Below are 25237 nucleotides of genomic sequence, written 5' to 3'. Positions count from 1 at the left end.
ACGCGGTTCGCGCCCACCTTATCCGGTCGGCCCGCGGTGCTGCGATAGTGCCGGGCAGGCGCGTGTTCGCCGGGGACCGGATGGCGTGGTGTGGATACCCGGCGCCGATCACATGGCGCCGGGGGATTCATGCGGTGCGCGGGGGTGTCGGGGGTCTGGACCATACTGCTTACGTGAATTCGGGCAGCGGCGACCGGCACGGTCGCGAGGACGAGGGCTCGGCCGCGGTGCGGCCGGCCGGGATCGACGCGCCCGAAACGCCCGCCGGTTTCACCGAGGCGGTCACCGGATATCTCGACGCGCGCGCTCTGATCGGCTGCCGTCACCGGCTGCGCATGGACGCCGCGCACGGTGGCGAACTCACCGGTGTGATCGAGGATTCCGGGGTGCGCCAACGTCGTGAGGCCGCCGCCGCGCACCGCGCCTCGGTGCGCGACACCCTTGTCGCGGCGGCCCCGTCGCGGTGGGTGATCATCGATCCGGCCCTGCGGGCGGGCGCGCGCGCCGAGGCCACCGTGGGCGCGTTGACGGCCGGGGCGCAATGGATCTGGGGCGGCCTGCTGCCGCAGGAACCCGACACCGGCAGGCGTGGCGGCTCGGAGATCCTGATGCGCGACACCGAGCGCGGCGGCTACATCCCGATCATCGTGGTCAACCACAAGGTCACCGATCCGCGCAGGCCGGGTCCGGCCGACTTCCATCCGCTGACCTCGGACCCGGTGCGCTGGGACCCGCAGCCGGACAAGTCCCGCAAGCTGCGCCAGCAGCCGCGCGACCAGCAGCGCCTGGCCCATCTCTACCGGATGTTGCAGCGCCACGGCCTGGCCAGCCCGAGCCTGCTCGGTGGTGTGATCGGCCTGCAGTCCGACCGAATCCTGGTGCACGACATCGCCGCGACGCTGGCCGACTACGACCGCCGCTACGCCGATCGCATCGCGGTGGTGCGCGGCCAGTCGCCCACCGCGCCCGCCAAGGTGCCCGAGTGCAGGCAATGCCCCTGGTGGACACGGGGAATCGACGGCCCCAGCTGCGAGCAATGGCTCATCGAACGCCGCGACGTCAGCCTGGTCGCGCCCGGCTCGCGCGCGGAGGTGCTGCGCGGGCACGGGGTCGCCACCATCGAGGAACTCGCCGCGTGGACCGGTGAGGACCCGCAGGACTGGCAGCACGGCCCCTTCGACGAGGCCGTGGTCACCGCCCGCGCCTGGCTGGCCGGCGCGCCGCTGGTCCGTCGCTTCGACCGGGTGCAGGTGCGCCGCGCCGACGTCGAGGTCGACGTCGACCTGGAGAGTTACCAGGAGTACGGCGCCTACCTGTGGGGCACGCTGCTCGACGGGCAGTACCGCCCGTTCGTGACCTGGGATCCGTTGCCCACCAGGGACGAGGGTCGCTCCTTCGGCGAGTTCTGGACCTGGCTGATGACGGTGCGCGCCCGGGCGCACGCCGCGGGAAAGACCTTCGCCGCCTACTGCTATTCACGCACCGCCGAGGACAAGTGGCTCTACGAGTCGGCCCAGCGGTTCGAGGGCATGGCGGGGGTGCCGACCACCGAACAGGTGCGCGCCTTCGTCGACGGGCCGGAGTGGGTGGACATGTTCCAGGCCGTCACCGAGCAGTTCATCTGCCCCAACGGCAAGGGCCTGAAGAAGGTCGCCCCGGTGGCCGGGTTCTCCTGGCGTGACCCGGAGGCGAGCGGGGAGGCGTCGATGAGCTGGTACCGGCTCGCGGTCGGCTACGACGGGGCTGTCGACCTCGGTCAGCGCACCCGCCTGCTGGAATACAACGAGGACGATGTGCGCGCCACCATGACGCTGCGGGAGTGGATGGCGCCGCGGGTGCCCAACCCGCACAGCGCGGTGGCGCAGGTGCCCTCGCTGGCCGATTTCACGCACGCGCCCGCGGTGATTCCGCTCGGCGGCGGCGGTACCCTGTCGTCGTGACAGAGCACGTCGAACAACTCGAGTTCCAGGCAGAAACCCATCAGCTGCTCGAGCTGATGATCCATTCCGTCTACTCCAACAAGGACACGTTCCTTCGCGAGCTGATCTCGAACGCGTCCGATGCACTGGACAAGCTGAGGCTGGCGTCCTTCCAGGACAAGGATTTGCAGGTCGACACCTCCGATCTGCACATCGAGCTGGAAGTCGACAAGAACGAGCGAGTCCTCACCGTCCGGGACAACGGCATCGGCATGTCGCGCGCGGAGGTCGTGGACCTGATCGGCACGCTGGCCAAGTCCGGTACCGCGCAGCTGCGCAAGCAGCTGGCCGAGGCCAAGTCCGAGGCCTCCGCCGAGGAATTGATCGGTCAGTTCGGCATCGGCTTCTACTCGACCTTCATGGTCGCCGACAAGGTCGTGCTGACCACCCGCAAGGCGGGCGAGACCACCGCCACCCGCTGGGAGGCGAGTTCGGGCAGTTCCACCTACGCCATCTCCGATCTCGACGAGGCCCCGCAGGGCACCGCCGTGACGCTGCACCTCAAGCCGGCCGACGAGGACGACCATCTCTTCGACTACACGCAGGAGTGGAAGCTCCGCGAGATCGTCAAGAAGTACTCCGACTTCATCGCGTGGCCGATCCGGATGAGCGTGGAGCGAGTGGTTACCGAGGGGGAGGGCGAGGAGAAGCAGGAGAAGACCCTCGTCGAGGAGCAGACGCTCAACTCGCAGAAGGCGCTGTGGACGCGCCCGCGCTCGGAGGTCTCCGAGGAGGAGTACAAGGAGTTCTACAAGCACGTCAGCCACGCCTGGGACGAGCCGCTCGAGATCATCCCGCTCAAGGCCGAGGGCACCTTCGAATACCAGGCGCTGCTGTTCCTGCCCTCGCAGGCGCCGTTCGACCTGTTCACCCGCGAGCACAAGCGCGGTGTGCAGCTCTACGTCAAGCGGGTGTTCATCATGGACAACTGCGAAGAGCTGATGCCGGAGTACCTGCGCTTCGTCAAGGGTGTGGTCGACGCCCAGGACCTCTCGCTCAATGTCTCGCGCGAGATCCTGCAGCAGGACCGTCAGATCCAGATGATCCGCAAGCGCCTGGTCAAGAAGGTGCTCTCCACGGTCAAGGATCTGCAGGGCGCCGAGGACCAGAGCAAGTACCAGACCTTCTGGCGCGAGTTCGGCCGCGTCCTCAAGGAGGGCCTGCTCTCGGATTTCGACAATCGCGAGACCATCCTGCAGGTCAGCTCGTTCGCCTCGACGCACTCGGAGTCCGAGGCGACCACGCTGGCGCAGTATGTGGAGCGGATGCCCGAGGGCCAGGACGTCATCTACTACATGACCGGCGAGTCGCGGGATCAGATCGAGCGCTCCCCGCACATGGAGGCGTTCCAGGCCAAGGGCCGCGAGGTGCTGATCCTGACCGATCCGGTCGACGAGATGTGGGTCGGCTCGGTGCCGGAGTTCGACGGCAAGCGTTTCCAGTCCATCGCCAAGGGCGAGGTCGACCTGGAGTCCGAGGACGAGAAGAAGGCCTCCGAGGCGCTGCGCGAACAGCAGGACAAGGAATTCGCCGACCTGCTGACCTGGCTGGGCAACACCCTCGAGGACAACATCAAGGAGGTGCGCCTGACCAACCGGCTCACCACCTCGCCCGCCTGCCTGGTCGGCGACGTCTTCGACTTCACGCCCATGCTCGAGCGTATGTACCGTGCCTCCGGTCAGGAGCTGCCGGTGAGCAAGCGGATCCTGGAATTGAATCCGGCTCACCCACTGGTGACCGGCCTGCGCGAGGCCTACGACCAGCGCAAGCCCGACGCCGACGAGGGCAAGGTGCCCGAGCTCACAGAGACCGCCGAACTGCTGTACGGCACGGCGGTGCTGGCCGAGGGCGGCGAGTTGAAGGACCCCGCGCGTTTCGCGCAGATCCTCACCGAACGGCTGACGCGCACACTGTAGCCACGGCGCAAAACCACCGGCCCCCTTCCGCTTTCGCGGGAGGGGGCCGCTTTCGTCTGCGCGTCCCCTTGCTCGCCGGGATTGCCGACAGTTGCGTAAGGGTAACCGAACTTTACCAACTGGGCATCCAAACTTATTGTGCGCATTGGTCTTTCGAGATAGAGGCCGTAGCCGGGGAGGTTTGCTCGAGGTAATCTCGAAGTCCGGGCAGCCGACGAGCCCGAGCAGGGGAGTGAACACCGACCATGACCGCCACCATCGTGCTGAGCATCGGCATAGTGTTTCTGGCCGAACTCGGGGACAAGTCCCAGCTGATGGCGCTGACCTTCGCGCTGCGCTATCGGTGGTGGGTCGTTCTGGGCGCGATCGCCACCGCCACCGCCGGTGTGCACGTCATCTCGGTCGCGGTCGGCTACTTCCTCGGCGCGTCCTTGCCGACCACCGCGATCGCCTTCGTCGCGGCGCTGACCTTCCTCGCGGTCGGACTCTGGACGTTGCGCGAGCACCTGTCCGCGGACGAGGACGCAGCGCCCGCCGCCCCCCGCGGCACCACCGCACCGTTCCTGGTCGTGCTCTCCGCCGTCCTGCTCGCCGAGCTGGGCGACCGCACCATGTTCGCCACCGCCGCGCTGGCCACCGACAACCACTGGTTCGGAGTCTGGCTCGGTTCGACCATCGGCATGGTCGCCGCCGACGGCCTGGCCATCGCGGTCGGCATCCTGGTGGGCAAGCATCTGCCCGAACGGCTCATCGGCCTGGTCTCGGGCGTGCTGTTCACGATCATCGGCACGGCTGTCCTGCTGTCCGCGCTGACAGTCGCACCGCTGGTGGCGGCGGGTGTCGTCGCGGCGGTCGTTGCGCTCGTCGCGGCCGTCTCGACCGGACCGCTGTTGCGCAGCCGCCGCGCCCGGGCGTCCGCGGACGAGGCGCCCGCGGCGGACGTGAGCGCGATGGACGTGTTCGCGCCGGCCGGCGACGAGACGGACACGCTGCCCGCCGCGCGCTGACCGCTCAGTCCTGCGGCGGGCCGCCGTAGAGCGCGCCGCCGCGGCGCACCATATCCAGCAGGGGCTCGCGGAGTCGCCGCAAACCCTCGATGTCGTCGTCGGCGATGCGGGCGGTCGCCATCGCGCCCACCGCGGCGGCGAAGGCGATGCACGCGAAGCGCTGCGCGTCGGTGCGGGCGTCGAGCACCTCCGCGATCAGCGTCACGAACGAGGCCTGCAACTGCGCTCTGGTGGTCAGCGCCTCGGAGCCGACCGCGTACACCTCGACCAGGTACAGCCGGGCGTAGGCGGGATCCTCCACCAGACCCTCGAGATAGGCGGTGACCAGCCGGTCCATCCGCTCCAGGTCGGGCTGGTCGACCGGTGCGTCCGCGCGTTTGTCCGCCGCCGCGGCGATCCGCGCGACCAGCCGCTCCACCGCGCGGGCGTAGGCGGCCTCGAAACAATCCTCCTTCGAGCGGAACTGTTCGTAGAAGGTCTCGCGAGACACGCCCGCTCGCTTGAGCACCGCCGCCACCGAGGTATTGACGTATCCCTGCGCGGCCATGGCGTCGGCCATCGCGTCCAGGATCCGGTCCCGCTGGGAGGCGATCACCTGCTCCCGGGGGAGCCCGTGGCGTCCCCGGGGGAGCTGGCGCGCGCTGCCTGCCTTTCGCTGCATGCCTCGATTTTCCCCGCCGTGTTCGAGGGAGCCGTGGGTGGGGGCTCGAGTGGCACGGGTTAGGGTGCCAATGACGAAGGGCCAACTGGCTGTCACGAACGAGAGGACCATCGTGGAGATTTCGGGTTCCGCCGCCATCATCACCGGCGGCGCAAGCGGCCTGGGCGCCGCCACCGCCAAGCGTTTCGCCGAGCTGGGCGCCACCGTTTTCGGCCTGGATGTGCCCGCGTCGATCGAGCGCGCCGGTGACAATGTGCCCGCAGGCGTCACCCTCATCCCGGCCGACGTCACCAGCAACGACGAGGTTTCCGCCGCCGTCGCGCAGGTCGTCGAGTCCGGTGTACCGCTGCGTATCGTGGTCAACTGCGCCGGTGTCGGCTGGGCGGGTCGCATCCTGTCCAAGAACGGCCCGCACGACCTCGAACTGTTCCGCACCGTGATCACGGTCAACCTGCTCGGCAGCTTCAACGTCATGCGCCTGGCCGCCGACGCCATCGCCAAGACCGAGCCGGTCGACGAGTACGGTCAGCGCGGCGTCGTCATCAACACCGCCTCCGTCGCGGCCTTCGAGGGCCAGATCGGCCAGATCGCGTACTCGGCGTCCAAGGGCGGCGTGCACGGTATGACCGTTCCGGCCGCGCGCGACCTGGCGCAGTTCGGCATCCGCGTGAACACCATCGCCCCCGGCATCATCGACACCCCGATGCTGGCAGGCGTCACCGAGGAGTACCGCAAGGGCCTCGAAGCCGGCGTGCCCTTCCCCTCGCGTCTGGGCCGCCCCGACGAGTACGCGCAGCTGTCGCAGTACATCGTCGAGCACGACTACCTCAACGGCGAGACCATCCGGATGGACGGCGCGCTGCGCATGGCGCCGCGCTGATCATCCCGCACCGAGCCGCACCCGCGACGGCCGTCGCCGAACTCGATTCGGCGGCGGCCTTCGCCGTTTCCGCGCCGGAATGTCGCCGGGCCCTGGGGCGCCGCAGTCCCGAGGGTCGCTCGGTCAGTTCTCGGGGCGGTGACCGATGCCCAGCAGCGCGGTCGTCGTCAGCGGGGCGTTCGGCCGGTAGTTCTCCTCGAGGTAGGCGCGCATGATCTCCTCGCGCCGCCGCCACTCCGCCTCGCCGACCTCGTAGCGCATCACTGTCAGCGGCGCGCTGCCCCGCAGCATGTGCTCGAGGAACGAGCCGGGGCTCGGGAACGTCACCATGCTGGTGTGGCGCTGGATGGAGACCCCGGCGAAGCCCGCATCCCGCATCTCGCCTGCGAACACCTCGGGGTTCTCCAGGCTCGAATAGATCGGCGCGGGCTCCTCGGTGATCGATCCGGTCGCGCGCAGCGCCGCGTACACCGTCCGCATCAGCGACGACTCCGCGACCGGCGCCCAGCTCGACACGACCGCGACGCCGCCGGGCCGCAGCACCCGGAACATCTCCGCGAATCCACGGCGACGGTCGGGAAAGAGCATCAGGCCGAACATCGAGAACGCGGCGTCGAACGACGCGTCGGCGTAGGGCAGGCGCTGGCCGTCGCCCAGGCGTGCCTCGACATTGCCGAGGCCGGCCTTCTCGGCCTGCTCGCGCAGCAGCCGCACCATCTCCGGGGAGAAGTCGATGGCCTGCACCTCGGCGACCTGCGGCGCCGCCAGCAGGGTCAGCGTCCCCGGCCCCGCGGCCACGTCGAGCACCCGGGATCGGGCGTCCACGCCCACGAGCTCGAGCGCTCGTGCCGAGTAGGACGACATCTGCCGACGGGAGAACGTGGCATAGCCTTCGGCGGCCAGATCCCATGCCTTCGCCGCCGGCAGCGGGATAGTGGACATGTCTGCCGGATTCCTTTCGACCGTCACAGGCTAACCGGCAGTTCCCTCGCGAACCCGTCGAGGGCGAAGATTCAGGCGGCCAGCAGCATGGCCAGTACCGCGGTGTCCGGATCGCTGATCGGATCCAGTCCGATCCGGCTGATCAGCGAGGTGACCGTGCCGTCGGATTCCGCCTCGGCCCAGGCCGCGCGATGCTCGAGCCCCAGGTGCGGAACCCCGGGCAACAGCACGCAGCCCGAGGCCGCGCCGGTGCACTCCGGCAGCGAGGGACGGGTCTCCGCGGGCGGATGCAGCATCAGCAGCGCGGGCGGAATGTGCGCGGCGAATCGGCCCGGTTGCAGCGCCTGCTCGCCGAGCACCGGACCCTCGGCCAGCACCATGCCCACCGTGCCGGGACGGGGATCGTCGGGCAGTTCCTCACGCACACCGAAGACCGTGGTGGTCGGCAGCAAGCCGGGCAGCGAGGCCACCCGCACCGCGAGCACGAGTACCTGCGCCCATTCCTTGGTGGTGTCGGGCCAGCGCCCGGAGATGATGAAGCCGCGCAGGCTGCCGCGGGCGTGGAACGGGGTGATACCGATGGAGTCGCCGATCGTCATGTCTGTGCCTCCCGAACTCCGGCTACCGGGGGCGGCGGTGCCCATCCGCGAAATGTCTGGATCCGTCGAGAATGACTGATGTGTCATTTGGCACACAAGTACCAGTGAGTGCCAGCTCCCGTCGGGAACGACGAAGGCCGCGGCCTTCTCGTCGTGAGAAGACCGCGGCCTGTGGTCCGGCTGCCGCCGGGCGGGGGGCTAGCCGATCAGAAGACCAGGCCCTTGCCCTGGCCGACGGCGCGCGCGAAGCGATCCTGCACATCGGCCCAGTTGACGACATTCCAGAAGGCCGTCACGTAGTCGGCCTTGACGTTCTTGTACTGCAGGTAGAAGGCGTGCTCCCACATGTCGACCTGCAGCAGCGGGATGATGCCCAGCGGCACGTTGGCCTGCTGGTCGTAGAGCTGGAAGGTCAGCAGCTTCTGGCCGAGGGTGTCGTAGCCGAGCACCGCCCAGCCCGAGCCCTGCAGGCCGTTGGCGGCGGCGGTGAACTGGGCGCGGAACTTGTCGAACGAACCGAACTGGTCGTCGATGGCCGCGGCGAGCTCGCCGACCGGCTTGTCGCCACCGTTGGGGGACAGGTTCTTCCACCAGATCGAGTGGTTGACGTGGCCGCCGAGGTGGAAGGCCAGGTTCTTCTCGTGCAGGAAGATGGCGCCGTGGTCGCCGGCCTCGCGGGCGGCTTCCAGCTTCTCCAGCGCGGTGTTCACACCGGCGACGTAGGCCGCGTGGTGCTTGGAGTGGTGAATCTCGTTGATCTGCCCGGAGATGTGGGGCTCCAGAGCGCTGTAGTCGTAGTCCAGATCTGGCAGCGTGTACTCAGCCACGATGTCCCTTCCTCGATGTCGGGCTGTGGCGCCCGGGTTGTGAGCGCCTCAGCCATCATTCGTACACCCGCTCGGTACCAACTCGCCCGCACGCCCCCGTGTTCCGCCGGGGATCGGCGGAGCGACGAGCCGGCGCGCGCGCTCGCCCTTCTCCCGAATCCGGTCGTGTGGGTTCGGCCGCGGGCGTTCCGGCCGGGTGCGGTTGCCCGAACCGGTGCCGGTGTCGCCGGAACAGGCGTTACCCGGCCGGGACGAGCTGATCTTGGTTCCCGGCATGGGCGATGTCAATGACACCGGTGCGGGCAGCGATGTCATACGGATCAGGCCGGGATGTGGTCGATTTCACCGGCTCCCGGTCACAGCGGCGGAATGATTTCGAACTCCAGCGTGCGCGGATCGCCCTTGTCGTGAGCCTGCCACCACCGCGCGCCGTTGGCGATGAAGTCGGCCAGCGGAATCTCGGTGCCGGACCGGTCGTGAATGGTGAGGTCGTCGAACCACACCCGCACGTCGAGTTCGCGCGGATTGGTGCCCTCTTCCTGGGAGAACTCCAGGACGTGGGCACTCACCCTGTCCTCGACCACGGTGTCGAAGCTGAGCAGTTCACGCCAGAGTGCCCAGCCGCTGTCGTCGACGTCGATGTACTCCCAGCCGTGCAGGCGGCCGCCGCCGAAACTGCGAATCGCCCTGGCCAGGCCGTCGATGGTCAGCGGAAGAACGTCCGGCGGCGCGTCTCCCCAGGCGTGCACGCGCAGCGACGCGGCGATGCGGGTGACGCCGCTGAAAGTCAGGCGCAGCGGCCGCTCGCGCGGGGCGTCGCCGTTCTCCGGGAGGATCGGAACTCCGAGGTCGAGCACCAATCGGGCACCGGCAGGGTCGACATCGGCATTGAGGCAGACCGCCTCGGCGAGCGCGGTGTTGAGTCCGTCGGCGTCGAATCCATCGCGAAGCCCCCTGGTCTGAGTCATGCGCCCCAGGCTAGCGAGACCTACGGCGATGTTGCGAGATTTCGCCTTTTCGTTACGTCGTGGCTCGGATGGAACCGATCCGGCGGTCGTCGCGTCCAAGTAGTTGTCGGACTCCGTACAGGCTCCGACCGGCGCCGGGGGACGCAGCGGCGGCGCCGGGCTCACGGTCACGCGGCCGGCGGGGAGGTGCCTGTGCCGCAGCGGATTCCGAGGCGTCGGCGGGCGGTCGCTCCGGGATGTTCTAGGAGGGGAGTCCCGGATCGATCGCTCGCGGCGTCCGTGCCGGGCGGTCGTGGTCCCCGGCTTCCGGGCACGGTCGTTCATCGCGGGTTTGCTTATAGTTCGCCCCTGTGAATCCCGGTACGGCGATAGTCGCCGCCTGTGGATCAGGTTGTGGATTATGTGGATAACTTCGACGAAGATATGCACAGGCCACAGGGAACAGGGCGCAGACCGGCCGGATGTCGGGAAAACAAACTCCGAGTTCGGAAAAAGGTTTGCGCGGATACCGCTGGTCCCGGTCGCCCCCGGTACCGCCCCGCACGGTGGGACACATGGCAGGATCGAACTGTGAGGAGCTCGGAAATTCCGTCGGCCCAGGTGGCCGAGCTGCCCGGCGAATTCGACATGCCCGGTCCCTCGGATCTCTCGGATCTCTCGGGGGGACGGCGCGCCATCCTGCTCGATGTGCGCGAGGACGACGAATGGCAGCTGGGCCACGCGCCGGGAGGGGTCAACATCCCGATGGTGGACGTACCAGCGCGGATCGACGAACTGGACTACGACAGCGAGATCTATGTGATCTGCCGTCAGGGTGGCCGATCGATCGAGGTCGCCATGTACCTCGCCCATGTCGGGTTCGAAGCCGTACAGGTCGAGGGCGGCATGGTGGCCTGGCAACAGATCGGTCGCCCGCTGGTCACCGAGGGGGAAGGACAGGCGAAGATCTACTGACGGCGATGTACTGGCAGCGGTCTACTGGCAGCGATCTACTGACGAGGTCTACTGATGGCGAAGGGCGGGAATGCGCGGTGAGTCCAGTGGGAGTGAGTTCGGTGGTGCGGTGAGTTCGGTAGTTCAGCCGTGTGCGCGCTGCGGTGCGCGATGGGCGGTCCAGAGGGCCCCGATGCATTGGTGCCCGCGTTGTCGCGGCGTGCTGCTCTCGCCCGCGCCCATCGACGCGCCCGCGCAGCGCCGCAATTACCGCTGGGTCGCGCGCAAGCCGGACCACCGGTCCTCGCGTCAGCAGAATCGCTCCGGCCTGCCCCGATCGCTCGGTCCGACGCCGCGCTATCGCGAGATCCCGCGCTGGGGTCTGCGCGATGTACCCGCGCCCGCCGCGCCGGAGATCCACCACCGCCTGGAGCGCTACGCGCCGAAGGTCGAACAACTGCTGCTGATCACCGCGTGGCTGTTCGGCGCGGCCGCGCTCGCCGAGATCGCGCGCTATCTCATCCTGCTGCGTAATCGCACCCGGTTGATCGATCCCACGGTCCTCGCCGTCTCCGACGCCTTCGTCTGGATCTGTTCGGTCGGCGCGGCGGTGTCCGCGGTGACCGCCGCGGTGGCGCTGGTCGGCTGGCTGATACGCCTGCGCAGACGGGCCTTCGCCCGCTCGGGCGCCGCCGACCCGCGCTCGCCGATCGCCATCGCCTTCGGTTGCCTGGTGCCGGTGGTCAATCTGCTCTGGCCGGGGGTCTATCTCACCGAGGCCGCGGGCGCCCACGACGATCCGCGGCTGTTGCGTGCGGTGCGGATCTGGTGGTTCGCCTGGGTGGCCGACGGCCTGCTGGTGGCGGCCGCGCTGCTGTGGCGCACGGCCGATTCGCTGCAGGTGGAGGCCGACGGTGTGGCTTTCACGGCGTTCACCGACGCGGTCGCCGCCGGGATCGCGGTGCTGACGTTGGTCGTGGTGCGACACTTCGACGGCCGGGATCTGCGCGGTCGTGCCAGGATGGCCCATCGATGGGTGGTCACCATCGACCCGGCGGTGCCGGTCATCGAACCGGTGCAGGCCGGTTCCGAACCCCGGGATGCGGACGATCGCGCGATGACCGAGGATCTACGGATCGACAACGGTGAGCAGGATCGGTCGCGGGAGCAGGGCCGGCTACAGGAGGAGGTCGTGGCCAAGTGAGCCGGGGTAATCGCGCGCCGTTCGTCGTCGCGCACCGGGGTGCGTCGGCGGCGCGGCCCGAACACACCCTCGCGGCGTACGAGCTCGCGCTGACCGAGGGCGCCGACGGTGTGGAATGCGATGTCCGGCTCACCAGGGACGGACATCTGGTCTGCGTGCACGACCGCACCGTCGACCGCACCTCCTCGGGCACGGGCCTGGTCAGCGAGCTGACTCTGGCCGAGCTGAAGGATCTCGACTTCGGCGCCGACGGCGAACCCGCCTCGGTGCTCACTCTCGGCGAACTCATCGAACTCGTGCTGGACTGGCGCAGCAGGCCCACCAAGCTGTTCATCGAGACCAAGCACCCGGTCCGCTACGGCGCGCTGGTGGAGAACAAGCTGCTGGCCGAGCTCCAGCGCTACGGGATCGCGACCCCGGCCTCGGCCGATCACTCCCGGGCGGTCGTCATGTCGTTCGCGGCGACCGCGGTCTGGCGTATCCGCCGGGCCGCCCCGCTGCTGCCGACGGTGCTGCTGGGCGAGTCCTCGCGCTATCTCGGCGGCGGCGCGGCCACCACGGTCGGCGCCACGGCTGTCGGCCCCTCGGTCAAGACGTTGCGCGAGCACCCCGAACTCGTGGACCGGGCGGCGGCGGCCGGGCGGGCCACCTACTGCTGGACCGTGGACGAGGCCGCCGACGTCGAACTGTGCGCCGACTTGGGGGTCAGCTGGGTGGCGACGAACCATCCCGGCCGCACCAAGACGCTGCTGACCGACGCCTGATCGGCATGCCGGGCGCGTTGTCCGCGTCACGGCGGCTGCCGTGTAGTTTGTGCGCTCGTGGGAAAGAGCAAGCGCAACAGTCCGAAGCCCGGAGGGAACCGGGCGCAGCGTCTCGCCGAGCGCAAGGCGGCGCTGGAGCAGGCGGCCCGGAGCGTGACCCGGCCGTTCGAGGGCCTGGCCGCCGAATGCGACCTGGTCGCCCTGCGCGAATTCGTGCCGTCGGCGACCGGCACGCTGCCGTTGGTCGCCTCGGTGGCCGCCGAGCGCGAGGTCGTGCTCGGCACGGTGCTGCCGGGCGCGGTCGCCGCCCTGGTGCGCGCCGGTGAGCCGCCGGTGGGCTATGTCGGTGCGCAGGTGCAGTTCTCCGGCGCCGATCCTGGGTCCGATCTCGCCGCGTCGATTCTGTGGACGCAGTCGGCGGAGCCGGGCGATTCGCTGACCTCGGTGGAGAGCGTCGCGGGCGGTCCGAAGCTGACCGATGTGCTCGATCCGGCGGCGAGCCTCGAACTCACCGTCCATCAGGACTTCGACTGGTGGGTGCCCGAGGGCGTGACCCCGGACCCCCAGGTGGCCGCCACCATCGAGCAGGCCAAGCAGGCGATCATGCCTTCGGCGCGGCTGGCGCTGGGCGCGGACTCGATCGGCGCCGCCTGGTGGGTGGACGCGGGCGAGAAGGCGCATGTGCGCTGGGTGCGTCCGGAGGGCGAAGACGAGCTGATGGCGGCGCTGGCGCGGCTGCACGCGGCAGGCGGGCTGCATCTGGGTGAGGGTTCGCGCTTCGCCGGTTCGTTCCGCACGCACGGCCTGCTGGTGCCGGTCTTCGACCTCGATCCCGAGCGGCATCCGAGCGAATGGGAAGCGCCCGCAGGGGAATTCGGCGCCCGCCTGGCCGAGGCGCTGGCCGCGGGGACCGAGCTGACCGCCGACGAGCGCAGGTCCAGGGACGGACTGCGGTCCCGTCAGGTCACGCTGCGCTGAAATCGGTGCGAGAATTTTTGTGAAAACGACCGTTTTCTCATCGGCCCTGGGTTAGGTTCGTCTCGTCGCCGCAAGGAGGCGCCGGGACAGGAAACCTCTGGACCGGAATGATGAGGAAAGTAGGGATCCACCATGGAAGCCATTCTCGGTCTGCTCACCGGTCTGCTCAGCTCCCTGAGCGCTGAGTGACATTCGATTCGTCGAACGCGACAGGCCCGGCTCGCCACCACGAGCCGGGCCTGTTCGTTGTCCGGGTCCTGCCGGGAGTCGCCTCGATGGCCGCCGATGGAGCGGCGGTCTCCGAGCGATGGCCTCAGGCCACCGAGCCGCCGGCTACCGAGGGTGCGCCCGACGCGTCGGGAACGCCGCTCATCTCCCTGGCCACGAAATCTTCCAGATCGAACAGATTCGACCCGGCGCGATCGGCGATGTTGAGCAGCGTGGTCATGGCGGCGACCTCTTCGACCTGTTCCTTGAGGAACCACTGCATGAACTGCTCGCCGAGGTAGTCGCCCTCCTCGCGGGCCGTGCTCGCGAGCCGGACGATCTGCTCGGTGACGGTGCGCTCCTGGGCGAGCGCGAGCGCGATCGGCTCGCGCGCGGTCTCGAAGTGCGATTTCGCCGAATCGATGCCGGCCATGTCGACACTGATGTCGCGGTCGAGGAAGTAGCGCACGATCATCAGCGCATGATTGCGCTCTTCCACCGATTGCCGGTAGAAGCGTTTCGCCAGCTGCGGAAGGTCAGCGTTGTCGAACCAGACCGCGATGGCGATGTACTGGTGTTCGGCATTGAATTCGTGACGGATCTGATCGTGCAGCAGGCTGTGGAATTTGCTGTGCGGGCTCTCCGAATGACTGGACATATTCCAGACATTAGTGCTGGTCAGAGAGGTTGTCATGCAAGTGCACCCTTATTGAGGTTAGTGTTTCCTAAACTCGTGTCGGCGGCTCGGCCGATGATTTCGAAATCGTCCGAGGACGGTCTCATCGGATCGGGGATTCACTGACCTGCGATTTTCGGAGCCGCCGGATCGGCGTTTTTCGGGGCGGGCATATCACGCTCGACGAACTCCTCGACGTCGAACAGCGTGCCGTTGTCGCGGTCGAAGACGTCCAGCAGCGTGGTCATGGCGGCGACGTTGTCCACCTGCTCGGCGAGGAACCACGCGGCGAACTGTTCGCCGAGGTAGTCCCGCTGGGACCGGGCGGTGTCGACCAGCATCGTGGAGGCATCGGTGAAGACACGCTCGGCGTCGAGCAGGATCTCCACCGCCGCGCGCGGGGATTCGAATTCCGAGCGCGGCTCGTCGACGCCGCTCACCCGTACCTCGAGATCGCGGTCGAGCAGGTATCGCACGACGCGCAGCGCGTTCTCCCGGTGCCGGGCGTGGCGTCGATAGCATTGCGCGGCCAGCTGCGGTAATCGCCGCGAATCGAAATAGACCGCGGTCGCGAGATACTGCTGGGCGATGGCGAACCCGCGCCGCAGCTGTTCGCGCAGCGACACCGGGAACACCTCGGTGAGTGTGCTGTCGGTCATAGCTGAACGCTACCGCGTCAGCAGCTCCTCGGGAATCGGCTTGTCGTCGGCCAGGGCCTCGAAGAACGGTACCGCCTTGTCCTTGTCCCACAGCAGCACGTTCCCGCTGCCGGACACGTCGTCGAATCCGCCGATCGGCACGGTGGTCGCGATGGTCTCCCCGCGCATCGCCCAGCCGAGCCTGCCCAGATCCCACAGGTGGTCGCCCTCGTCTACCGTCAGGGACTTCGCCGCGCCCGAGGCCAGCGGCCACAACCGGAACGGATTGGCCAGCGTCGCCGTGCTGGTCGCCTTCTGCAACAGCGCCGACATGAACAGCCGTTGGTTGTTCATGCGGTCGACGTCGGCGAGCGCGGTGGCGCGGGTGCGGACGAAGCCGAGGGCTTCCGGGCCGTCCAGGTGCTGGCAGCCCGCGGGCAGGTTGATACCCGCCAGCGGATCGTCGATCGCCTGCGGCAGGCAGACGTCGATACCGTCGAGCGCGTCGACCACATCGGCGAAACCGGCGAAACCGATCTGGGCGTAGTTGTCGATGCGCAAGCCGGTGGCGACTTCGACGGTCTGCACCAGCAGTTGCGGTCCGCCCAGCGCGAAGGAGGCGTTCAGTTTGTCGCGGCCGTGACCGGGAATGCTGACGTAGGAGTCGCGCGGCAGGCTGATCAGCGTGGTGGCGCCGGATTTCGGGATGTGCACCAGCATGATCGTGTCGGTGCGTTCGGGCCCGACCTCGCCTCCGGTGGCGAGTTCTTGTTCCTGCTCGGCGGTCAGCCCGGAACGTCCGTCCGAGCCCACCAGCAGCCAGTTCGTGCCCGGCGTATCGCCGACTCGATCCGGATAACCGCCCAGCGCGTCGATCCTGGTGAGCTTGCCGTCGAGATGGATCACGCCCGCGACCGAACCGATCAGCAGGACCAGCAGTAAGACCAGGAACCAGCGGAACGGATGACGCTTGCGTGCGCGGCGGGCCGGGCGCGGCGCCGGATCGTTGCGCTGCGGCGGAGCCGAAGGGGGTGGCGGCGGCACGGTCCGGCGCGGTCCGCGTGCCTGCTGGACAGGGCGCTGGTCCGCGAAAGGTTCCGGCCGCTGCGTCGGCGCGTACCGGGGACCGCGGTCCAGCGTGGGCGACTCCTCTCGCGCCTGCGAGTAGGCCATCGGCCCGTCGGCGGCGTGCTGATCGCGTCGCAGCACCTTGGTGGGTTCGACGTGACGCTGCGGGGGACCGGCCTGCCCTGGACGGCCCCGGTCGGCTTGCCCGCGCGCGCCCTGGTGACGCGGGTCGACACCGCGTGGATCACCCTGGCGCGGATCGTGCGCGCCGCGCTGCGGGCCGCCGTGCTGCTGTGGCCGCCCCTGCTGTGGCGCGCCACCGTACGGCGGGGCCGAATCGCGGTGATCGGCGGGGCCGGGGCCGTACGGGTCGCGCCCGTGCGGATCCCGGCGGTGTGGCGGGGTAGCGGGCACTCCGGGACCTGCCTGCGGCGGCACCCGGCGTGTCCGCGCAATGCGGGGGTCGTCGCCGTTCATCGATGTCGACTCTACTGTTCGGGGGTGGAAAAGGGGTCTACACCGGATCGCCGTAACCGGGTTCACGCGTTACCGGAATCGGCATGTCGTCGCCGGTGTCGCGCGGGTGCCGGATAGGCGGGAAGCCGCAGCAACCGCCCCGCAGCAGCGCGCCCCGCGTCTCAGGGCAGCCAGTCCACCCGCCCGCGCAGCGCGACGTAGCCGAGATAGGCCACGGCATCGATGACCGCGTGTGCGATCACCAGCGGCCAGAGCTTGTTCGTGCGCTGCCAGTACCGTCCGAAGATCAGGCCCATCACCACATTGCCGAGCCCGCCGCCGACGCCTTGGTAGAGGTGGTAGCTGCCGCGCAGCAACGCCGAGGCCAGCAGCGACGAATTCGGCGACCAGCCGAGCGCGCGCAGCCGGGTCAGCAGGTAGCCGACGACCAGCACCTCCTCGGCCACCGAATTCGCGCACGCCGACAGGATCAGCACCGGCAGTCGCCACCAGTGGTCGTCGATGGCGCTGGGCACGATGGTCACGCTGAAACCCAGCGCGTGCGCGATCAGGTACAGCCCGAGGCCCGGCACGCCGATGAGTGCGGCCAGCGCCACAGCGGGCGGCAGATCCGCGCGCGTTCTCGGCACGGCGAATCCGATCACCCGGGGCCCGATCCCGCTGCGCCACAACAGATACAGGCCCAGCGCCGCCCACCCGGCCAACCTTGCCACCCCGACCAGCTGATACAGCAGATCGATGAACGAGTGATCGGAGCGCGAGGCATTGAGCGCGACCGTCCGTCCGCTCACACCCTCCGGCGACAGCGCGCTGTTGATCAGCGACAGCGCCGCGCTCACACCCTGCAGCCCGAAGGTGACGGCCAGCACCACCACGATCTCGATCCGGATCCCCAGGCGCTCGCGTGCGGTCAGCTCGGGAGCCGGCTGCTCCGGGGCGGTGAACACCCCCCGCAACCGTCGGCCGACCCGCTCGGGTCCGGCCGGTGCGGACGGCGCCGATTCGCCGGTGGTGGGTGCTGACGATCCCCCGCCGGTGAGTGCCGGTTCGGCGAGTTCGGGCGTTGCTGTCTCGCTCCGCGGGGATGCAGGTCCTGAAAGTCCGGGTGCTGGTGAGTCGCTTCCGGGAGGAGTGGGTACTGTCGCCGGTCCCGAGTGCTCGGGCGCTGATGTCTCGCCCGCGGTGGGCGCTGGTACGGAGAGTTCGGGCGCTGACGGGTCGGTCCGGTGGCGGCGCGCGTCCGAGTCGGCTGACATGTCGTCGAATCTAGGCGGAGCCGGCGGCGCGGTGTGCGGGCCGGTCGGCCGAACACCGACCGGGCGTGCGCTGGTCAGCTGTGGCGCAGGCCGTTCAGGAACGGGCAGCCGGCGAGGGTGCGGATGGCCCGGCTCAGCGATTCGACGTCCTCGGCCGGGGCGGTGAAGGACAGGCGGACGTCGTGGTCTCCGTCGTGGCCCTCGACCCGCAGAGTGAGGCCGTAGCGGTCGACGGCCAGCGGGCGCACCTCGCCGGTCCGGAGGCGGGGCGGTAGCCGGCGGGCGAGTTGTTCGAGGAGCTCGGGGTGGTCGGCGTCGAGGTGCTGCAACCAGGCCGCCTCCATCTGACAGAACGGGTCGGGCCGGGCCGAGCGCACCTGAGCCGCGGGCACCGATTCGGCGCCGGTCGCGTCGGCGAGCACGGCGGTGCCGATCACCAGGCGCAGCAGCGTCGCGCCGTGGCCCACGTCGAGCAGTTGTGGGTGCGGGAACTCCGCGGCCACCTCGCCGGCCAGCGCCCGCTCGGCGTTCTCCGGCACCGTGCGAACCACGCCGCGCAACCAGACCAGCGCGCGCACCGGTTCGCGCAGTGGCAGCGGCGCGTTGTCGGTGAGTTCGAGCACGGCGGGCGCGCCCGCCGGACCGGACTTCGCCGTCAGCGCCGCCGCCGAGCCGGTCGGCACCGCGATCACCACGTCGCCGCACCGGCGCAGATGGTGGACCGAGGTAGGAGTGGGCTCGATGCCGGGGAGCGCGAGGACCGAGGTCTCGGCGTGGGCACAGGCGCTGCGCACCCGCTCGGCGGCGTTCGGCGAGGTACTCGATTTCGTCGGCATGCGGACCTCCGGAAGGTGCGGCGGCGTTCGGCGCCGCTATTTAGGTAAACCTAAGCTAAGTGAGGGGGAGGTGATCCGCAACCCTGTCGGCGAGTCGAGTCCGATCGATTCGCGGGCTCGCGGCGGTGGATTCACCGGCCCGAGGAGACATGAGCGTGGCGAGATACCGTGATCCGGTGGCAGACGCACTCCCCCTTCCGGACGGCCCCGCGCACGAACCGGTCCTGGTCACCCTCAGCACCCCCGCGCGCCGCAGCCTCGTCGCCGGGCTGGTGCGCTCACCCACTCCGGACCCGGCGGAACCCGTGCTCGACGCCGACGCCACCGACGCCGAAGTGGCCGGTTTCCTGGCTGCCATCGCCCACGCGGACACCGGCTACATCGCTCGCACCGCCGATGGCGCTCGCGCCCTGGCTGTTCTCGCGGCCACCGCCGCGGCGTTGTGCGGGGAGGACATTCGCGCTGCCCTCGCCCAGCCCGACATCGCCTTCCTGACCGCGCTGAAGCCACCCGCCGTGGAAGCGGTGCGCACCGTGTTGCTGGCGGTCGAGACCGACCGCCGGGAACCGGTCCGGAGATCGCTGGCGGTCCTCGAACCCTGAGGCGGTTCGCGCTTGCGGCCGGGGCAGAGGTCGAGGCCACTCCGGACGCGCGAAGCAAACACCGCGCAGACACGATCACCGGAAAACAAATACAGTCGAAGGCGTGCCGCACATCGCCTACTTCGGACCGTCCGGAACTTTCACCGAGATGGCTCTGGCCGAACTCGAGTCCGCGAATGTCCTCGCCGGGCCGGTCGAGCGTGTCCCGGCCCCGTCGCCGCCCGCCGCGCTGGAGATGGTGCGCCGGGGCGAGGTCGAGGGCGCCGTGGTGCCGATCGAGAGTTCGATCGAGGGCTCGATCTCGACCACGCTGGATTCGCTGGCGGTCGGCCCGCGCCTGCAGATCGTGGCCGAGACCGAGATGGAAGTGACCTTCGAGATCCTGGCCGCGCCGGGCACGGCCGTCTCCGAGGTGCGAACCCTCGCGGTCTTCCCGGTCGCGCTGGGGCAGGTGCGCGAATGGGTCGGGCGAACGCTGCCGGGGGTGCGGATCCACACCTCGGCGTCCAATGCGGCGGCCGCGGAGGACGTCGTCGCCGGTCACGCCGACGCCGCGGTGTCCACGACGCTGGCAGGCCAACGGCTCGGCCTGATCTCGCTGGCCTCCGGCGTGGCCGATCACGACCAGGCCGTGACCCGGTTCGTGCTGGTCCGCCGCCCCTGCGTCGCGCCCGCGCCGACCGGATCGGATCGCACCTCCATCGTCCTGGAACTGCCGAACGTGCCCGGTTCGCTCATGCGGGCCTTCGCCGAATTCGCCACCCGGGGTATCGATCTGACCCGCATCGAATCCCGTCCGACCCGAACGGGTATGGGCGCGTACCGGTTCTATCTCGACTGTGTCGGCCACCTCGACGATCCAGCGGTCGCCGAGGCGCTCAAGGCGCTGCACCGCACGTCCCGGATCAGGTTCCTCGGCTCCTGGCCCGCGGTGTCGCAGGCAGGCACGCAGCCGCCGTCGGACGAGGAAGCGGCACAATGGTTGACGCAGTTGCGAAAGGGAGTGGCGGATCTATGACGACGCCCGGCACCGTGGGCAAACTGATCCTGGTGAGGCACGGTGAGACCGAGGGCAATGTGGCCCGGCTGCTCGACACCAGGGTCCCCGGCCTGCCGCTGACCGAACGCGGTGCGGCACAGGCGAAGACGTTCGGCTCCCGTCTGACCGCCGCGCCCACCGTGTTGCTCAGCTCGGTGGCGCTGCGCGCACGCCAGACCGCGAGCTACATCGAGGAGGTCACCGGCGTGCCCGCGACCGCGCTCGAGGATGTGCACGAGGTGCAGGCCGGCGATCTGGAAGGTCTTGCCGACGACCACGCCCACCGCACGTTCCAGCGGATCTACGGCTCCTGGCATCAGGGCGATCTCGACATCGCGGTACCCGGCGGCGAATCCGGCGCCGACGTACTGTCCCGGTTCCTGCCGGTGATCGAGGATCTGCGCGACCGGTATCTGGACCCCTTAACGCACACCGGCGACGTATTGCTGGTGAACCACGGCGCCGCCATGCGCCTGGTAGCGCGCACTCTGGCAGGCATCGCGCCACCGTTCGCGACCACCAATCGACTCGACAACACCGAGACCATCGAGTTGGTGCCGCGTGCCGATGGCAGCTGGGAGTGCGTGCGGTGGGGCCAGTTCGTCCCGCCGTTCGACTACGCGAAAGTGACTTCGGCTCAGCCGACCATGGGCTGAGCCGAAGTACCGACCGAAAAGACCCGAATCAGAGTGATTTCGGTGCCACCTGCGGCGGGAACTCCTCCCGCTCGGGCAGTGAGCTGATCAGATCCTTGATCGCGGTACGCAATCGCGCCGTCGAGCCGCTGCTGATCGACGTCCACTTCGTGCCGTCGTCGGCGACCGCCGCCGTGAGGACGATCCGCCCGCCCCGTGTATCGAAGACCGCGATGTGACTGTCGGCGATCTCGCGAGTGCCGTCGCCGTATACCACCGCGGAAATCTGGGTGTGCGAATGAATCTCGACCAGTGCCGAGGCCAAGGCCTGAGCATCGCGCGCGGGCGTGCAGATCTTCGCCAGCCGGTTCGCGGTGGCCGCCGCATCACCGGTGTCACCGAAAACGGGTGCGAGCAATTCGGTTTCGGCGTTCATGCTTTCGATGTCGAGTGGTTCGGCTCGGCCGAGAGCGGCGATCAGCGGGCCGGGCAGGTCCTCGTCCACCTCGTCGAGCACGTAGGAGAACGGCCCGCGTAGCGCGACGACCGTGCGGTCGTCGCCCTTGGCCAGCGCCAGCCGGTTGATCTGACCATTCATCACCAGCCGCAGTGCCAGCACCCAGTGCGGGCGATACAGGGTGCGTAGCCGGTCCTCGAGTTCCCGGTGGACCACGCCGTCCGTCAGGAAACCCCGATCGATCAGCGTGCGCTCGGCGACCTGCATGGCCGCATCGTGATCGGTCTCGTTGTCGTAGCGGCCGACAGCCTGCAGCACGACCGGCAATTCGTCGAACTGCAGTCGCTCCAGCAGGAACTGCATCTCGTCGAGGCCGACCGAGACGCTCCCCAGCGTCGACGGACCACCGGTGGCCCCCAGTACGCTCACTCGGCCGACCCCGCCGGCGCCGCTCCGATCACACCGTCGGCGGCGAAGCGGTGGTCGCCGAAGTGGTCGTCGTGCAGGTAGTCGGCCGCCTTGTGTTGTGTCTCGTCATCTCCATCCGACTGCGCGGTGCGGCCGAGCAGCGGGCTGCCCGAGCCGGACACCGGTCGGGCGGCGGCGGAATCGACGCGGGTGACGACATCGGTGACCGGTGCGGCGGCGGGTGCGGCGGCCGGCGCGCCGGAACCCCAGCCCTGCGGCAGTTGCAGCGATCCGCTCTGCAGAGCGCTCGAGGAGCCGAGCCCGACCGTGGCCGAGTGGGTCGCCGTCGTGAGGCCCGCACCGGCGGCGGCCAGGCCGGCCCCCGTCACGCCGGCCGGGGTGGCGGCCATCGCCGGAGCGGTGGTCTGCGCGGCCGCGATCATGCCGGCGCCGAGGTTGCCCACGGTGCTCGCGCCACCGCTCGCGACGGTGCCCGCCACACTGGCGACCTGGTTGACCGCGCCGACCACACCGGGGTTGTTGAGGGCCGACACGGCGCCCGCGACCGCGGTGCTCAGCGGATCGCTCTGGAAGGAGCTCTCCGCGGCCGTCCCGACATCGGTGGTGCCCGCACCGTCGGCGATGGGCGGCGGCGTGGAGAACTCACCCGGCGTCGTCACCGTGGCGGTGGTGGCGGCCTCGTAGGTCTCCATCACCAGCGCGGCGCGCAAATCCATGGCGCTCTTGGCCAGTTCGGCCGCCTCGAACGCGCCCGACACCGCGCCGGGCGGGTTGGCCGAGGCGACGACCGCGGTGTTCACCGCGACGATCTCGGGCAGGCTCGGCATCGCCAGCGAGGCCACGGTGTAGGCGGTGGCGTTCGCGGCCGCCTTGGTCCCCATGGTCGCGGCCATGACACTCTGCTCGTAGGCCCATGTGGTGAAGGGGACCAGCCTGGAGAGCGCGGCGATGCCGTTCACGCCCTGCATACCGACGCCCAGTTCGGCGATCACCCTGGCGGCGGTGGCGGTCGCGTCCGCCCATGCCGTGGTGAGCCCGCCCCACGCGGTCGCGGCCGCCGAGATCGGTACCGCGTGCGCGCCCGCGTTGAGCGCGATGGAGTTCGCTTCGGCCATACGGGGCAGCCAGAACACCCCGGTGATACCTGCGGTCATGCTTGTGTCTCCCCTGTGTCGATGATCGCGCGAGCCGTCAGGCCCCGATGGTTCCGGCGACGGCCTGCATCACACCGGCCTTGGCCACGTCCTCGGCGACGTGCGTGCCGAGCTGCAGCCGCAGCACTGCGGCCGCGTGGTGGAGCTCGAGGATGGCCTGGGCGATGGAATGGTCGTGGGTGGCCGCGGCTCGGTTGAAGTGGTTCGCCGCCAGCAGCGAGACCTCTTCGGCGCCGGAGGGCAGCACGTGGGTCGCGGGACCGGCGAATGCGGCCGCCCCTGCCAGCCGCTCGGCGAGCAGGTCGAGCTCGGCGGCGGCGGCGAGGACGAGCTCAGGTGAGATGGAAACGTGGCCGACCATTACTCGACTCCTTCTAGTGGCGGTCCGTCTGATGCAGACAGTTGGGCTGATGCAGACAGTTGGGCGGAACCACGAGAATTCCCCCTACGAGTGATTGGACGCGACAGCGCCGCGATCGGTTCCATCGAATCCCCTCCTTCGTCAGATCTTGCCAGTCGCCCTTCTCGCCCTCCGATCACCCCGATGCAGGCGGGTGCGGCGACTGCGCCGAGACCTATCCCCATCCCAGCTGATGAAGCCGGTCCTCGTCAATGCCGAAATAGTGTGCGATCTCGTGGATCACGGTGATCGCGACCTCCTCGACCACCTGCTCCTCGTCGGAGCAGATGTCCAGGATCGCCTCGCGGTAGATGGTCACCGTGTCGGGAAGCGACCCGCCGTAATGACTGTCGCGCTCGGTCAGGGCGATGCCGCGGTAGAGACCGAGCAGGCTGGGCTCGTCGGGGTCGCGCGCCTCGACCAGGATGACGACATTGTCTATGGCGCTGGTCAAATCGGGTGGGATGAGGTCGAGGGCATCGGAGACGAGCTCCTCGAACCGGTCCTCGGACATGGCGATCGTCATGGCCGGTTGCCTGTCATCGCGTGTCCCGTCATCGCGTGTCCCGTCTACCCTCGGCGGGTTCACCGAGGCTGCGGCGGCAGCGGCGCCGCTCCCGGCAACGGCGCGGGCGTCGAGCGACCCGAATTCGGTGGCGGCACAGGCGCTTGCCCGTTGATCAGGATGTCGCCCCTGGCCGAGCCGATGATCGGAGCGAAGCCCTCCCGGTCGGTGCCCTTGCCGATCATGCAGTCCAGCTTGCGGCTGCCCGCGAGCCAGCTCGCGGCGTCCACGTAGTCGAAGAACAGCGTCAGCGTCTTGTTGCGGATGGCCTCCGGCGAACCGAGATACGCGTTGACCGCCTCGGTGCACTGCTCCTCGACGTACTTGTCCTGGTCGGCCTTCGCGGGCGGGCCGCCGGTGAAGCGCGCGGCCAGGTCGACCGAGGAGACGATCTCCACCGCGTGCTCCTGCGCGCAGTCGATCGGGTCGGTCGGCAGATTCTGGTTGATGCCGAGGCAGGTGCCCGGCTCGAAGACCTTGGACTGGTCCTGCTCGGCGGCGCTGCCGGTGGTCGGCAACGGGGTACCGGTGCTGGCCGAGAACTGCAGGCCGCACCGCAGTGTGCGGTCACCGGCCGACCAGCCGTCCGCGCTCGGGTACATCAGGCCGACCACGTAGCGCCCGCGCGGATCGAACTTGCCGTTCATGTAGCGCTGCACCGCGGGCACGCAGTGCTCTTCCTTCAGCTCGGTCAGCCGCAACGAATCCGGGAACCGTGAGCCGGGACCGAATTCCACGCCCGGGTACCGGGACATGTCGATGTCGGCGGCCACTTCGAACAGGTGCCGGTTGTCGCAGGCGACCTTCACCAGGTCGCTGCGATCGGCTTTGTTCCAGCTCAGGCAGTCGCCGGTGGAGGCGGTGCCGAACTCCTTGTCCAGCACGGTGTGCGCGGGCGCCGCCGGATTGTGCACCTCCAGGCCGGACTCGTTCTCGAAACCGCTCACTGCCATGGTCACCAGGGCGGCCACCACCGCGCCCGCGGCGGTCGCCAGCAGACCCCAGCGCAGCTTGGGCGCCGACAGGCTCGGCCCGCGCGTCCCGGCCTGCTCGGCGGTGCCCGCGGAAGCCGCGTCGCCGGAGGCGGTGTCCGCGGGCGCAGGCGTCTGTGGCTCATCATCGGTGGACATCGCGCTCCAT

Annotated in this window: 26 protein-coding genes; 11 read left to right on the top strand and 15 right to left on the bottom strand. The window is 69.3% G+C overall.

Annotation, left to right across the window (positions count from 1 at the left end):
• Positions 1–173: 173 nt before the first annotated feature.
• The 3 genes from NS3_RS11545 to NS3_RS11535 all read left to right on the top strand — a co-directional run bounded on the left by NS3_RS11545 (position 174) and on the right by NS3_RS11535 (position 4902).
• Positions 174–1940 (top strand): TM0106 family RecB-like putative nuclease, encoded by a 1767-nt coding sequence (locus tag NS3_RS11545; protein WP_373865295.1) that lies wholly within the window; start codon positions 174–176, stop codon positions 1938–1940.
• Entirely contained in the window at positions 1937–3895 is a 1959-nt protein-coding gene (gene htpG / locus NS3_RS11540) for a molecular chaperone HtpG (RefSeq protein ID WP_067857981.1), read from the top strand. Before NS3_RS11545 ends, htpG begins: the two co-directional genes overlap by 4 nt.
• Positions 3896–4140: 245 nt before the next feature.
• On the top strand, positions 4141–4902 hold the full coding sequence (locus tag NS3_RS11535) for a TMEM165/GDT1 family protein (protein ID WP_067857978.1): 762 nt from the start codon (positions 4141–4143) through the stop codon (positions 4900–4902).
• Positions 4903–4906: 4 nt separating this feature from the next.
• Here the strand turns inward: NS3_RS11535 and NS3_RS11530 are convergent, their stop codons facing one another.
• Positions 4907–5563: a TetR/AcrR family transcriptional regulator gene (locus NS3_RS11530; RefSeq protein ID WP_067857975.1), complete on the bottom strand. Its 657-nt coding sequence runs from the start codon at positions 5561–5563 to the stop codon at positions 4907–4909.
• A 112-nt stretch (positions 5564–5675) separates the two neighbouring features.
• On the opposite strand from NS3_RS11530, the gene NS3_RS11525 reads away from it, so the two are divergent.
• Positions 5676–6443, top strand: coding sequence for an SDR family NAD(P)-dependent oxidoreductase (locus NS3_RS11525; protein ID WP_067858253.1), 768 nt, complete (start codon positions 5676–5678; stop codon positions 6441–6443).
• A 123-nt stretch (positions 6444–6566) separates the two neighbouring features.
• On the opposite strand, the gene NS3_RS11520 is transcribed toward NS3_RS11525, so the two are convergent.
• The 4 genes from NS3_RS11520 to NS3_RS11505 form a co-directional block, all read right to left on the bottom strand.
• Positions 6567–7385 (bottom strand): class I SAM-dependent methyltransferase, encoded by an 819-nt coding sequence (locus NS3_RS11520; protein ID WP_067857971.1) that lies wholly within the window; start codon positions 7383–7385, stop codon positions 6567–6569.
• Positions 7386–7456: 71 nt separating this feature from the next.
• Positions 7457–7984, bottom strand: coding sequence for a peptidase (locus NS3_RS11515; protein ID WP_067857969.1), 528 nt, complete (start codon positions 7982–7984; stop codon positions 7457–7459).
• A 206-nt stretch (positions 7985–8190) separates the two neighbouring features.
• Positions 8191–8811, bottom strand: a complete 621-nt coding sequence (locus NS3_RS11510) for a superoxide dismutase (protein ID WP_067857966.1) — start codon at positions 8809–8811, stop codon at positions 8191–8193.
• A 356-nt stretch (positions 8812–9167) separates the two neighbouring features.
• Positions 9168–9779, bottom strand: coding sequence for a hypothetical protein (locus NS3_RS11505; protein ID WP_067857961.1), 612 nt, complete (start codon positions 9777–9779; stop codon positions 9168–9170).
• A gap of 627 nt (positions 9780–10406) precedes the next feature.
• Between NS3_RS11505 and NS3_RS11500 the strand changes: the two genes are divergently transcribed.
• The 4 genes from NS3_RS11500 to NS3_RS11485 all read left to right on the top strand — a co-directional run bounded on the left by NS3_RS11500 (position 10407) and on the right by NS3_RS11485 (position 13658).
• Entirely contained in the window at positions 10407–10733 is a 327-nt protein-coding gene (locus NS3_RS11500; protein ID WP_067858250.1) for a rhodanese-like domain-containing protein, read from the top strand.
• Positions 10734–10932: 199 nt separating this feature from the next.
• The gene (locus NS3_RS11495; RefSeq protein ID WP_245649570.1) at positions 10933–11916 is read left to right on the top strand and encodes a DUF4328 domain-containing protein; all 984 of its coding nucleotides are present in this window, start codon (positions 10933–10935) and stop codon (positions 11914–11916) included.
• On the top strand, positions 11913–12680 hold the full coding sequence (locus NS3_RS11490; protein ID WP_067857955.1) for a glycerophosphodiester phosphodiesterase: 768 nt from the start codon (positions 11913–11915) through the stop codon (positions 12678–12680). Before NS3_RS11495 ends, NS3_RS11490 begins: the two co-directional genes overlap by 4 nt.
• A 57-nt stretch (positions 12681–12737) precedes the next feature.
• Positions 12738–13658, top strand: coding sequence for a DUF5926 family protein (locus NS3_RS11485; RefSeq protein ID WP_067857953.1), 921 nt, complete (start codon positions 12738–12740; stop codon positions 13656–13658).
• 313 nt (positions 13659–13971) lie between these two features.
• Here NS3_RS11485 and NS3_RS11480 read toward each other — a convergent pair whose 3' ends face one another.
• The 5 genes from NS3_RS11480 to NS3_RS11460 form a co-directional block, all read right to left on the bottom strand.
• Positions 13972–14523, bottom strand: a complete 552-nt coding sequence (locus tag NS3_RS11480) for a ferritin (RefSeq protein ID WP_067857950.1) — start codon at positions 14521–14523, stop codon at positions 13972–13974.
• A 137-nt stretch (positions 14524–14660) separates the two neighbouring features.
• Positions 14661–15200, bottom strand: a complete 540-nt coding sequence (locus NS3_RS11475; protein WP_067857947.1) for a ferritin — start codon at positions 15198–15200, stop codon at positions 14661–14663.
• Positions 15201–15209: 9 nt separating this feature from the next.
• Positions 15210–16724, bottom strand: coding sequence for an LCP family protein (locus NS3_RS11470; RefSeq protein WP_373865294.1), 1515 nt, complete (start codon positions 16722–16724; stop codon positions 15210–15212).
• Positions 16725–16885: 161 nt separating this feature from the next.
• Complete coding sequence (locus NS3_RS11465) at positions 16886–17671, bottom strand: CPBP family intramembrane glutamic endopeptidase (RefSeq protein ID WP_174550459.1); 786 nt, start codon at positions 17669–17671, stop codon at positions 16886–16888.
• Positions 17672–18054: 383 nt separating this feature from the next.
• Positions 18055–18816 carry a DUF2470 domain-containing protein gene (locus NS3_RS11460; RefSeq protein WP_067857937.1) on the bottom strand — a complete coding sequence of 254 codons (762 nt, stop codon included), beginning with the start codon at positions 18814–18816 and terminating at the stop codon, positions 18055–18057.
• A 176-nt stretch (positions 18817–18992) separates the two neighbouring features.
• On the opposite strand from NS3_RS11460, the gene NS3_RS11455 reads away from it, so the two are divergent.
• The 3 genes from NS3_RS11455 (at position 18993) to NS3_RS11445 (ending at position 21113) form a co-directional block, all read left to right on the top strand.
• Positions 18993–19418, top strand: a complete 426-nt coding sequence (locus tag NS3_RS11455) for a hypothetical protein (protein WP_067858248.1) — start codon at positions 18993–18995, stop codon at positions 19416–19418.
• Between the two features lie 103 nt (positions 19419–19521).
• Positions 19522–20436, top strand: coding sequence for a prephenate dehydratase (pheA, locus tag NS3_RS11450; protein ID WP_067857934.1), 915 nt, complete (start codon positions 19522–19524; stop codon positions 20434–20436).
• On the top strand, positions 20433–21113 hold the full coding sequence (locus NS3_RS11445; protein WP_067857931.1) for a histidine phosphatase family protein: 681 nt from the start codon (positions 20433–20435) through the stop codon (positions 21111–21113). Before pheA ends, NS3_RS11445 begins: the two co-directional genes overlap by 4 nt.
• A 28-nt stretch (positions 21114–21141) precedes the next feature.
• On the opposite strand, the gene NS3_RS11440 is transcribed toward NS3_RS11445, so the two are convergent.
• From NS3_RS11440 to NS3_RS11420, 5 genes are all read right to left on the bottom strand, one after another.
• Positions 21142–21978: an ESX secretion-associated protein EspG gene (locus tag NS3_RS11440; RefSeq protein WP_067857928.1), complete on the bottom strand. Its 837-nt coding sequence runs from the start codon at positions 21976–21978 to the stop codon at positions 21142–21144.
• Positions 21975–23132: a PPE family protein gene (locus tag NS3_RS11435; RefSeq protein WP_067857925.1), complete on the bottom strand. Its 1158-nt coding sequence runs from the start codon at positions 23130–23132 to the stop codon at positions 21975–21977. Before NS3_RS11435 ends, NS3_RS11440 begins: the two co-directional genes overlap by 4 nt.
• A 37-nt stretch (positions 23133–23169) precedes the next feature.
• Positions 23170–23493 carry a PE domain-containing protein gene (locus tag NS3_RS11430; protein ID WP_067857922.1) on the bottom strand — a complete coding sequence of 108 codons (324 nt, stop codon included), beginning with the start codon at positions 23491–23493 and terminating at the stop codon, positions 23170–23172.
• A gap of 214 nt (positions 23494–23707) precedes the next feature.
• Positions 23708–24058, bottom strand: coding sequence for a metallopeptidase family protein (locus NS3_RS11425; RefSeq protein WP_067857919.1), 351 nt, complete (start codon positions 24056–24058; stop codon positions 23708–23710).
• Between the two features lie 59 nt (positions 24059–24117).
• A complete protein-coding gene (locus NS3_RS11420) occupies positions 24118–25227 on the bottom strand; it encodes a septum formation family protein (protein WP_157101283.1) in 1110 nt (369 codons plus the stop codon).
• Between the last annotated feature and the right edge of the window lie 10 nt (positions 25228–25237).

Origin of the sequence: Nocardia shimofusensis NBRC 100134, assembly GCF_001613125.1 — a bacterium.
Taxonomy (GTDB): domain Bacteria; phylum Actinomycetota; class Actinomycetes; order Mycobacteriales; family Mycobacteriaceae; genus Nocardia; species Nocardia shimofusensis.
Note: the sequence above shows the minus strand (reverse complement) of the source record. Positions and strands in the feature narration are given on the sequence as shown.

What these genes read in the sequence shown, in the direction of transcription:
- NS3_RS11535 (WP_067857978.1), top strand. Translation starts at nt 4,141, where the DNA reads ATGACCGCCACCATCGTGCTGAGCATCGGCATAGTGTTTCTGGCCGAA.
- NS3_RS11530 (WP_067857975.1), bottom strand. Translation starts at nt 5,563, where the DNA reads ATGCAGCGAAAGGCAGGCAGCGCGCGCCAGCTCCCCCGGGGACGCCAC.
- NS3_RS11520 (WP_067857971.1), bottom strand. Translation starts at nt 7,385, where the DNA reads ATGTCCACTATCCCGCTGCCGGCGGCGAAGGCATGGGATCTGGCCGCC.
- NS3_RS11515 (WP_067857969.1), bottom strand. Translation starts at nt 7,984, where the DNA reads ATGACGATCGGCGACTCCATCGGTATCACCCCGTTCCACGCCCGCGGC.
- NS3_RS11505 (WP_067857961.1), bottom strand. Translation starts at nt 9,779, where the DNA reads ATGACTCAGACCAGGGGGCTTCGCGATGGATTCGACGCCGACGGACTC.
- NS3_RS11500 (WP_067858250.1), top strand. Translation starts at nt 10,407, where the DNA reads ATGCCCGGTCCCTCGGATCTCTCGGATCTCTCGGGGGGACGGCGCGCC.
- NS3_RS11480 (WP_067857950.1), bottom strand. Translation starts at nt 14,523, where the DNA reads ATGTCCAGTCATTCGGAGAGCCCGCACAGCAAATTCCACAGCCTGCTG.
- NS3_RS11475 (WP_067857947.1), bottom strand. Translation starts at nt 15,200, where the DNA reads ATGACCGACAGCACACTCACCGAGGTGTTCCCGGTGTCGCTGCGCGAA.
- NS3_RS11470 (WP_373865294.1), bottom strand. Translation starts at nt 16,724, where the DNA reads ATGAACGGCGACGACCCCCGCATTGCGCGGACACGCCGGGTGCCGCCG.
- NS3_RS11460 (WP_067857937.1), bottom strand. Translation starts at nt 18,816, where the DNA reads ATGCCGACGAAATCGAGTACCTCGCCGAACGCCGCCGAGCGGGTGCGC.
- NS3_RS11445 (WP_067857931.1), top strand. Translation starts at nt 20,433, where the DNA reads ATGACGACGCCCGGCACCGTGGGCAAACTGATCCTGGTGAGGCACGGT.
- NS3_RS11435 (WP_067857925.1), bottom strand. Translation starts at nt 23,132, where the DNA reads ATGACCGCAGGTATCACCGGGGTGTTCTGGCTGCCCCGTATGGCCGAA.
- NS3_RS11430 (WP_067857922.1), bottom strand. Translation starts at nt 23,493, where the DNA reads ATGGTCGGCCACGTTTCCATCTCACCTGAGCTCGTCCTCGCCGCCGCC.
- NS3_RS11425 (WP_067857919.1), bottom strand. Translation starts at nt 24,058, where the DNA reads ATGACGATCGCCATGTCCGAGGACCGGTTCGAGGAGCTCGTCTCCGAT.
- NS3_RS11420 (WP_157101283.1), bottom strand. Translation starts at nt 25,227, where the DNA reads ATGTCCACCGATGATGAGCCACAGACGCCTGCGCCCGCGGACACCGCC.